This is a genomic window from Gelidibacter sp. (assembly GCF_035577925.1).
Lineage (GTDB): Bacteria > Bacteroidota > Bacteroidia > Flavobacteriales > Flavobacteriaceae > Gelidibacter.
This window is the reverse complement of record NZ_DATJCY010000171.1, coordinates 1-9,622: the sequence shown is the minus strand read 5'-3', so window position 1 is coordinate 9,622 and position 9,622 is coordinate 1. Positions and strand designations below refer to the sequence as shown.

10 protein-coding genes are annotated in these 9,622 nt (G+C 34.6%); 6 read left to right on the top strand and 4 right to left on the bottom strand.

The window, feature by feature from the left end:
- From VNJ50_RS06055 to VNJ50_RS06045, 3 genes are all read right to left on the bottom strand, one after another.
- A partial coding sequence (locus VNJ50_RS06055; protein WP_325580012.1) for a TonB-dependent receptor occupies nt 1-779 on the bottom strand: 779 nt, incomplete at its 3' end.
- Between the two features lie 41 nt (nt 780-820).
- Nucleotides 821-1,693, bottom strand: a complete 873-nt coding sequence (locus VNJ50_RS06050; RefSeq protein ID WP_325580010.1) for a GLPGLI family protein — start codon at nt 1,691-1,693, stop codon at nt 821-823.
- A gap of 105 nt (nt 1,694-1,798) precedes the next feature.
- Entirely contained in the window at nt 1,799-2,629 is an 831-nt protein-coding gene (locus VNJ50_RS06045; protein WP_325580008.1) for a GLPGLI family protein, read from the bottom strand.
- 132 nt (nt 2,630-2,761) lie between these two features.
- On the opposite strand from VNJ50_RS06045, the gene VNJ50_RS06040 reads away from it, so the two are divergent.
- The 6 genes from VNJ50_RS06040 to ppk1 all read left to right on the top strand — a co-directional run bounded on the left by VNJ50_RS06040 (nt 2,762) and on the right by ppk1 (nt 9,267).
- On the top strand, nt 2,762-4,330 hold the full coding sequence (locus VNJ50_RS06040; protein ID WP_325580006.1) for a HAMP domain-containing sensor histidine kinase: 1,569 nt from the start codon (nt 2,762-2,764) through the stop codon (nt 4,328-4,330).
- Nucleotides 4,323-5,006: a response regulator transcription factor gene (locus VNJ50_RS06035; RefSeq protein ID WP_325580004.1), complete on the top strand. Its 684-nt coding sequence runs from the start codon at nt 4,323-4,325 to the stop codon at nt 5,004-5,006. Before VNJ50_RS06040 ends, VNJ50_RS06035 begins: the two co-directional genes overlap by 8 nt.
- 125 nt (nt 5,007-5,131) lie before the next feature.
- A complete protein-coding gene (gene fic, locus VNJ50_RS06030; RefSeq protein ID WP_325580003.1) occupies nt 5,132-5,689 on the top strand; it encodes a protein adenylyltransferase Fic in 558 nt (185 codons plus the stop codon).
- 26 nt (nt 5,690-5,715) lie between these two features.
- Nucleotides 5,716-6,495, top strand: a complete 780-nt coding sequence (locus VNJ50_RS06025; protein ID WP_325580001.1) for a hypothetical protein — start codon at nt 5,716-5,718, stop codon at nt 6,493-6,495.
- A gap of 2 nt (nt 6,496-6,497) precedes the next feature.
- Nucleotides 6,498-7,112: a deoxynucleoside kinase gene (locus tag VNJ50_RS06020; protein WP_325579999.1), complete on the top strand. Its 615-nt coding sequence runs from the start codon at nt 6,498-6,500 to the stop codon at nt 7,110-7,112.
- Between the two features lie 115 nt (nt 7,113-7,227).
- The gene (gene ppk1, locus VNJ50_RS06015; RefSeq protein ID WP_325579997.1) at nt 7,228-9,267 is read left to right on the top strand and encodes a polyphosphate kinase 1; all 2,040 of its coding nucleotides are present in this window, start codon (nt 7,228-7,230) and stop codon (nt 9,265-9,267) included.
- A 168-nt stretch (nt 9,268-9,435) separates the two neighbouring features.
- Here the strand turns inward: ppk1 and VNJ50_RS06010 are convergent.
- The coding region (locus VNJ50_RS06010; RefSeq protein WP_325579995.1) for a hypothetical protein at nt 9,436-9,622 on the bottom strand (187 nt) is incomplete at its 5' end.

Below are 9,622 nucleotides of genomic sequence, written 5' to 3'. Positions count from 1 at the left end.
TATTTTGGACTGTAATAAAACAATTTGGGTTGCGCCACGTACAAGGCATTATCTTCCGAAACGCCACCACCAGCAGTAATATCGCCAAACCAGAAATTGGTTTTACCTTCTTTTAACTTAATATTAATGGCAATATTATCCATATTATTGGTCACACCACTCAACTGACCCACTTCGGCGTAATTTTTAAGCACTTGCACTTTATCGACCGCACTTGCCGGGATATTCCGGGTGGCCAATTTTGAATCGCCATCAAAAAAATTCTTGCCGTCCACCATAACTTTTCCAACAATCTTTCCTTCAACCTCAATTTCGCCATCATCATTAACTTCAACACCAGGAAGATTTTTTAATACGTCACCCAATTTTCGTTCGGTGCCTTTATTAAAGGAATCGGCATTATACACCAACGTATCTCCTTTCATGGTTACGGGCATTTCATAAGTAAGGTGTATTTCATCCAAACTATTATCTTCTTGTAAAGTGAAGTTTTTGGTGATATCAGTTTCTTTAACAGCCAACGTTTCGTCAAAAGTTTTCATTCCAATATAACTCACTTGAATAGTGTAAGTTGTGTTTTTTGTCAAAGTCAACTTATAGCGTCCTTGATTATTGGTAATTCCGTAGGATTCCAAACCTTTGGTTTGCTGGTTTATGGCGATGACGTTGGCCAATTCCAACGGATTGCCAATGCTATCTTTAATGACGCCTTCTACTTTAATTTGAGCAAAAGAATGCCCAACCACTAAAAGTAAGACTAACGTGATGATTTTTTTCATTATATATTTTTGATTGATTAGTTATGTGTGATGATCAGATTTTAAAATCGTGAGCCACGTCCTCTGCCACCCATATCTTGCATTTCTTTGATTTTTTCTTTGACGATTTCGGCATATTCGTTTTTTGTAACTACTTTACCTTTGGTAGGTGCCTTGATCTCTATTTTATCCTTAGGATTGATTTCAATTTTTGTGCATAAAACCGTTGTTCGCCCCGAATTGACTTCTAAAATTAACCCTGGAAGTCCCCAATATTCACCAGGACCTTGGTTGACTGGAATTTGTGGCGTGTACCATGCGGTTACAACAATTTCTTTAGGCACTTCTATACTGTCCAGTAAATTGGTTGATTTTGTAGAATCTTTTGATTTTTCATTATCTTTTTTCTCATCCTCACGGTTACGTCGTCGCATGTTTCCAAAATCCATCTCGTCTCCTTTTTTAACGGCTGTAGCCTTAAAACAAAGATATTGACCAATTTGTTTGGATTCATTTTCCATTTTCCATTCTAGTTTTGGGATGGAATCTTGGATTAAAAACTGTTTTCCAAAAAACTCCTGATCTTGAATAAGTTGTTGATCTTTTACATTTTTATACTGTACACCAGCTGTAAAACTGCCCATCATACCGCCCATTCGGCCACCTCCTGCACTTGGCGTTGCCAGTTTCTCTTCTTCTTTATATACAGATTCGGTACGGTTAAAACTTAAAACGTACGTTTTTTCCAACATGCTTTTCATCCGTTCGAGCATCATGGTTCTTTGTTGTTCGCTCATTTGGTTGCCACCAAAATTGCCCATATCCATTGTTGTCTTGGACTGGTAATAGGCTTTTCCTTGAAAATCTTGCGCTATTAATGCGCTAGAAAAGCACAGGACAAAACAGCTAAAAAAAATAATTGCTTGTAGTTTCATTATAAACGTTTTATGATAACATGTGGATTGATAAATTCATGGTCATGAATTCGACTCAAAAAACACCAAATAGTCAAAATGCAAAACGTTAAATATTTCATAAATCTAACGTCCTGAGCCAATCACCATAATTTCTGAGCCATTTGATGAACCCCTCGTTCTCATTTGATCCATCATTTCCTTGGATTTCTTTTCCATAATATCATTAAATTCCTTTTGGGTTACTTCTTTACCTTTTTTAGGTTCCTTGATATTTATCTCTTCTTCTGGATTAATGACTATTTTACTGCAAATCAAAGTCAATTTGCCATCATTGATTTCCAAGATCAATCCCGGAAGTCCAGAAAAATCCGATGGACCATTGCTAACGGGAATTTGTGGCGTGTACCATGCTGTGGTGATGCGTTCTTCCGTCGTTGTTTCCATGCCGCTTTCTGAACTCATTTTTCGAACCTTAACTTCGTCTTTATATTGTGCCTTAAAACATGTGTATTGGCCAATATTTTTGGTTTCGTTGAGCAATTCCCATTTTTGAACTTTCAACGAATCTTTAATTAAAAATTCCTTGCCATAAAGTTCGGTCTGGTTGGCAAAACGGTGTTCCTTTAAGTTTTTGTAATACAAATTTGAAGGATCAGAGATTCTTACGGTAAGCCCACCTTTTGAAGGTGTTGGCGCTTCGAGAGTTTCGTTTTTTCTATAAATCGATTCATTTTTGTTGAAACTCAACGTATATTCTTGCTCCGCTTGTTTTTTTATCTGATCTTCAAGTTGTTTTTGCATTTCAGGACTCATATTGGAGTTTTTTGATTCTCCTATCTTAAAATCAACTTTTCGATAGGATTTATACGTGGCAACACCTTGAAATTCTTGGGCTTTCATTAGCATAACCGCGAATAAGGTTATAAGAATTGATAATTTTTGTTTGTACTTCATAATTGTTCGATTTTTGATAGATTTTATTTCAGATCACAAATATTAACCATTTAAAAATACAATTGCGTTAATGAGTGTTAACGTGTGTTAACCGATATGAATTGACATCCTGCAAGTCATTATCTTTGACCTATGACAACAAAAAATCAGTATTGGATTTTATATGCTATTGCCGCAACCATCTTGGCTACAATTGCGGTACAAGTATATTGGAATTACAATAATTACCAACTGAACAAACAACGGGTTAGCAATGAAATTCAGTTGAGTATTGACAACGCACTGGAAGAATATTATACACAAATTGCAAAATCGGATATTTTCACCATCATAAATAATAATTCGCATTCTGAAATTGATTCATCTGCCATATCCAATTTAAAAAAAACATTTAATAAGGTTTCCCAGATCAAATCGGTCAAAATTTCCTCATCTGAAGTGGAATCTTTTAGTTATCAAGACACAACACTTATCAACTTAAAAGAAAATTTAGAGAAAAGACTTCTCACTTCCAATAAAAAATCAGGAGTTAAAGTGGTTGGTTTTAGACAATTCCCAAAAGATAGTTTTAATCTCAATTTCGATTTCAATCTTAATTCCAAAAATAAAATCGTCGGTCAGACTGTAAAAACTCAGCGAACTTATGACAGTATTAAAAAAATGGAAAAATTAAGTACGATTTTAATTTCTATGGATCGCGATACTTTAGAATATGGCCAAGTTGATTCGCTGTTGACAATTCAACTCAAACAGAAACAGATTTCTCCTCGTTACTGTATCAAACATTTTAAAAACGATTCACTGATATATACTTCAAATGCAGATTTAAACACGAAGGATTTAATGTCGGTCAATTCAAAATCAACCTATCTCAAACCAAAAGAACAAGTGGTTTTAGAATTTGAGAATCCACTTAAAGATGCTTTAAAACTGAGCATTTCTGGTATTTTGATATCCTTCTTTCTTGCTGCTGCCATTATATCCTGCTTGTTTTATTTGCTTCATATCATTAAGCAACAAAAACAATTGGCCGAAATAAAAAACGATCTTATCAGCAATATGACACATGAATTTAAAACGCCAATTGCCACTATTGGCGTAGTGCTCGAAAGTTTAAAAAACTTTAATGCGCTCGATGACAAAACCAAAACAGAAAACTATTTGAACATTTCCAACCATCAATTAAACAAGCTAAATCTCATGGTCGAGAAACTTTTGGAAACCGCAACCTTGGACAGCGATCATTTAGAACTACATAAAGAACATATTAATCTGACCGAACTCCTTCAGCAAGTCATCAGCAAATACGAGATGCAAAACGGTCAAAAAAAGAAAACCATTAACTTTACTTCTGAAGCTATTTTAGCAAAAGTGGATCCATTTCATTTTGAAAATGCTCTGAATAATATTATTGATAATGCCATGAAATACGGTGGAGAAAAAATCAGTATTAACATTGATCAAAACCTAATGGCCACCACAATTTACATTTCAGATACTGGTAATTCTTTAAAATCCATCAATAAAGAAAAGTTATTTGAAAAATTCTATCGCGTTCCAAAAGGCAATACGCACGATGTTAAAGGTTTTGGTATTGGACTTTATTACACGAAAAAAATCATAGAAAAACATGGTGGCACAATCGATTTAAACCTAAATAATAACTTTACCACCTTCAAAATCGTTATTCCCAATGCATAAATCCATCACCATACTTTTAGCTGAAGACGAACCTGCTTTAGGACAAATCATAAAAGAAAGTTTAGAAACGCGAAACTTCAACGTATTGCTTTGCGAAAACGGCGAAAAAGCGAAACAAGTTTACCAAGACCAAAAACCTGAGCTCTTGGTTTTGGATGTGATGATGCCCAAAAAAGATGGTTTTACTTTAGCCAAAGAAATTAGGGAAGAAGGCGATACGATTCCGATCATTTTTTTAACCGCAAAATCACAAACCAAAGATGTGGTGGAAGGTTTTAGCATTGGCGGCAATGATTATTTGAAAAAACCATTCAGCATGGAAGAGTTGATCGTGAGAATCAATAATTTATTGAACAGAACTAACCTTCAAAAAACTTCTGAGATTATAACTTTAGGCAATTTCAGCTTCGATTTTCCAAAACAAACCTTACAGTATAAAAACGATGCTGTTGCGCAGCTCACACATCGCGAAGCACATTTGTTGTTTCATCTTATAAAAAACAAAAATCAAGTATTGGACCGATCGCTTATTCTCAATAAACTTTGGGGAAACGACGATTTTTTCAATGCGCGAAGCATGGATGTTTTTATTTCAAAACTCCGAAAAAAATTAAGTGCTGACGAAACCATTCAAATCTTAAACGTCCGCGGATTTGGCTATAAGTTAATTTGCTGATTGTGGTTTGATTTTTGTAAATTGCAAATCGTCATTTTACACACAGCTATTGATTTTACAGTATAAAAGCGCAATAATTTAAAGTATTTTTGAAAAAAAATGCAGATGAATTCCTCTGAATTTACATGAAAAACATAGACAAAAAAAGTTTAGAAAACGCATATCGTCTGTTTGAATCGGGCGCTATTGACAAAATAGAAATAGGCACAACCAAAGGCTTAAAACAAATTCACCATTATTTATTTAATGGTTTGTACGATTTTGCAGGACAAATACGCACAAAAAACATATCGAAAGGCGGTTTTAGATTTGCAAATGCATTGTATCTCAACGAAATTTTGGTGAAAATCGAACAAATGCCCGAAAATGATTTTGAAGAAATCATTGCCAAATATGTAGAAATGAATATTGCCCATCCTTTTATGGAAGGCAACGGCAGAACGATGCGCATCTGGTTAGATATGCTTCTCAAAACGAATCTCAAAAAAATGGCCAACTGGCAATTTGTAGATAAATCCCTTTATTTACAAGCCATGGAAAGGAGTCCAATTAATGATTTGGAATTACGGACACTACTAAAAGCCAACTTAACTGACGATATAAATAACAGAGAAATTATTTTCAAAGGCATAGAGCAATCCTATTATTATGAAGGATATACAAAAGAAAATGATGATGAATAAGGTTGATTTATAAAAGAAATTCAGAAATGAAACGTTTTCTCTACAGTATTTTCATAAGCTCATCACTGCTTTTTTCGCAAGAAAAAATCGAAACCATCACATTAAACGAACAACCATTAAAAGTCGATCAACTCATTCATATCGATAATTTCGGATCACTTTATTATACCGTTGGAAATACCTTCTATAAAAAAGAACCGCATCAAAATTACAATTACAGCAATGTGCAACTCGGATCAATCACTTCTATCGATGCGTTCAATCCTTTAAAAATCAATGTGTTTTATAAAAACTTCAATACCGTTTTGATATTGGATAATCGACTTTCTGAAATATTTAAAGTCGATTTCAATAGCATTCAACCTTATAAAAATATCACACATATATCGACCGGAGCGGATAATACCCTTTGGATTTTTGATCAAAACTCACAGCAATTAGAACTTTTTGATTATAAAACCAACACCGTAAGAGCAAGTGCGATGCCCGTAAATTCTAATGTACTCCATCTTAAAAGCAATTATAACTATAGTTGGCTGCTTACCGAAAACCATCTTTATACTTACAACTATTTTGGGAGCAGCCTGTCAAAAATAAAAAATGATGGGTTTCTTCATATTGCTGAGGACAATGGCAATTTGATTATCCAAAAAAAAGAAGGTCTTTATTTTTTAGCTAAGGATAGCAATAGCTTGGCAGCCATACAGCTCCCACAATTGTTAATAAAACAGTTTTCACTAACCAATGAAACCTTGTATATTTACACCGATGAAAAACTTCATCAATTCCAACTAAAAATCAGATAAATATGCATGTAGCAATTGCCGGAAACATTGGTGCAGGAAAAACAACGCTCACAAAATTATTAGCTAAACATTACCGATGGGAACCTCAATTGGAGGATGTGGTTGACAACCCCTATTTAGATGATTTTTATAATCAAATGGAACGCTGGAGTTTCAACTTGCAGGTTTATTTCCTGAACAGTCGTTTCCGTCAGGTTTTGCAAATTCGCGAAAGTGGAAAAGACATCATTCAGGACCGGACCATTTATGAAGACGCACATATTTTTGCGCCCAACCTCCATGCCATGGGTTTGATGACCAATCGAGATTTTGAAAATTACCGTGCACTTTTTGAGTTGATGGAATCATTTGTTCAAGGACCTGATTTACTGATATATCTACGCAGTTCCATTCCAAATTTGGTAAAGCAAATCCACAGTCGTGGTCGTGAGTATGAAAACTCCATAAGTATCGATTATTTAAGCCGATTGAACGAACGTTATGAAGCTTGGATTCATGGTTATAACAAAGGAAAACTCCTGATTATCGACGTCGATAATTTAGATTTTGTTGCCAATCCTGAAGATTTGGGCAGCATTATCAATACCATTGATGCTGAAATACATGGATTGTTTTAGCAGTTCATCTTTTTTTGATATTTTTTTGGGTTTAAAAGTGTATTTTTCGGCTTTAAAATTTATTACAAATAGATTTTAGTTGCTCATAAAAGCAGATAGACTATTGATATAATTTATGGCATTACCGCTTTACAACACAAAATACTACCATCGCGATCTTTCTTGGTTACGTTTTAATCATCGTGTTTTGCAAGAAGTTGCAGACCAACGCAATCCACTGTATGAACGCATAAAATTCATGGCTATTTTTTCATCTAATTTAGATGAATTTATACGAACAAGAGTTTCGGACATCCGGCAAGCCAAGGATTTGGACAAATCCATCCGAAAAAAAATAGTCACCAAACCCAAACAAGTACTTGCTGAAATTAAAATTCAGGTGGATTCACTGGAAGAGGAATTGGATCAGCTTTTTCAAAATGAAATTATTCCTCATTTACAGCAAGAAGGGATTTATTTAATTAATGATAATGATTTTTCAGAAATTCAGAAACAAATAGCAGAAACCTATTTTGAATCCACTTTAAGATCTCAAATTGAACTCGAAAATTCAATATTTTCCTCTAAAAGTCCTGTTTTCATAGAAAATGAAGCTTCTTATATTACAGCCATGCTTTCTGAAAACACGATTCAATGGGTTAAAATTCCTGAAAACGAATCTCGTTTTTTTGTATTCCCAAGTGAAAACAATAGGCATTATATTACGTTCATAGACGATATTATTAAATATAATTTGCGTAAAGCACAAAACCAGCAAGCACTGTCCTTTTATGCCATAAGAATTTCAAAAGACGCAGAGCTTCAGCTAGAAAATGAAATTCCCACCCATCTGATCGAAAAAGCAAAAGCTTCACTATCACATCAGAAAACAGGTCAAACGACGCGTGTTTTAGTAGATCCTAATATGCCGGAAAGTTTCCAGGATTTCTTAAAAAAGACTTTGGATATTGCGAATGCCCAAATTATTTTAGGCAACAAATACCATAATTATCAGGATTTTTTGCACCTTCCAAATCCAACCAACAAAAATCTCCATTTTGAAGAGCTACCACCACTTGACCATCCTGTAACGTTAAAACACAGGTCAATGTTTGAAGCTATTGACACCAAAAACCAGTTGATTAATTACCCGTATCAGTCCTTTGAACCGGTGATAAGATTATTGGAGGAAGCTGCTAATGATCCTTATGTAACGACCATTAAAATGACTTTGTATCGCGTTGCAAAAGAATCGCGTTTAAATAATGCTGTTGCAAACGCAGCGAAAAACGGAAAGAAAGTTATTGTCTTTATTGACGTCAAAGCACGTTCCGAGAAGAAAAACAATCTAAAATGGGGCGCCATTTTCAAGGATAGCGGCGCTGAAGTGGTTTATGGTTACCCAGGAATAAAAGTCCATTCAAAAATCATTTATATTGAACGTCGCATCGCCCAAACGACCACTCATTACAGCTATATTGGGACAGGAAACTTCAACGAAAAAACCGCAACACCTTATACAGATTTTGGTTTGATGACCAAAAGCAAAAAAACAAGTGCAGAACTCAACCAATTATTCACGGCACTCGAAGGCGTTTCTATTGTACCCAAAGCCAAAAAACTCTTGATCGCTCCATTTACCATGCGCAATAAGTTTGTGAAGCTTTTAGAGAAAGAAATTCATTTGGCGCAAGCAGGAAAAGAGGCTTATCTCATTTTAAAAATGAATAATCTTGAAGATAAAAAGATGATTAAACTACTTTATGAAGCCAGTATTAAAGGCGTCAAAATCCGCCTGCTTATACGTGGTGTTTGCAGTTTGGTCCCCGGGATTAAAGGGCAAAGTAAAAACATAAAAGTGACAAGTATTTTGGATCGGTTTTTAGAACATGGACGTGTTTATATTTTTGGCAATGGAGGTGAAGAAAAGATGTTTATCGGTTCGGCAGATTGGATGACAAGAAATTTAACGCACAGTATTGAAGTGGTGACCCCTATTGTAGACCCTTATAATTTTAAGATTATTAGAGATGTGATTGACCTTGAACTTGCCGATAACGTAAAAGCAAGAATCATTGATGCCGATCAGAAAAACGAGTATGTAAAGGTTGGAAAAAAACCTGAAATACGTTCGCAATATGCCATTTACGAATATTTTAAAAGATTGAAATCATAATTTTTAAATCACTGAGTTCTTAGAATTATTACATTTTAAATTTCAATATTTATAGTTTCATCATCGCTATTTAGTATCGCACAAATTTTAAAATATCACAAAATAAAAAAAGCCACATCTTGAAGACGTGGCTTTTTTCATATTTAAATTACCAGTAATCAGGCTTTATTACTTGCTTTCAGTAGCAACAATAGTTTGTTGAACATGATCCATATCTCCAGAAATTATTTCACCTTCCATATCATTTGAAACGGTTTCAACGACTTCAATAACTTCGGTATTTGCAACTGCGGTTTCAATGGTATGTCCACCCAAAATAGGAGCGATAACCAAACCAATCAAACAGGTTAGTTTG

Coding starts and splice junctions, on each gene's coding strand:
- VNJ50_RS06025 (WP_325580001.1), top strand. CDS start 5,716: ATGAAACGTTTTCTCTACAGTATTTTCATAAGCTCATCACTGCTTTTT.
- VNJ50_RS06040 (WP_325580006.1), top strand. CDS start 2,762: ATGACAACAAAAAATCAGTATTGGATTTTATATGCTATTGCCGCAACC.
- VNJ50_RS06050 (WP_325580010.1), bottom strand. CDS start 1,693: ATGAAACTACAAGCAATTATTTTTTTTAGCTGTTTTGTCCTGTGCTTT.
- VNJ50_RS06045 (WP_325580008.1), bottom strand. CDS start 2,629: ATGAAGTACAAACAAAAATTATCAATTCTTATAACCTTATTCGCGGTT.
- ppk1 (WP_325579997.1), top strand. CDS start 7,228: ATGGCATTACCGCTTTACAACACAAAATACTACCATCGCGATCTTTCT.
- VNJ50_RS06020 (WP_325579999.1), top strand. CDS start 6,498: ATGCATGTAGCAATTGCCGGAAACATTGGTGCAGGAAAAACAACGCTC.
- VNJ50_RS06035 (WP_325580004.1), top strand. CDS start 4,323: ATGCATAAATCCATCACCATACTTTTAGCTGAAGACGAACCTGCTTTA.
- fic (WP_325580003.1), top strand. CDS start 5,132: ATGAAAAACATAGACAAAAAAAGTTTAGAAAACGCATATCGTCTGTTT.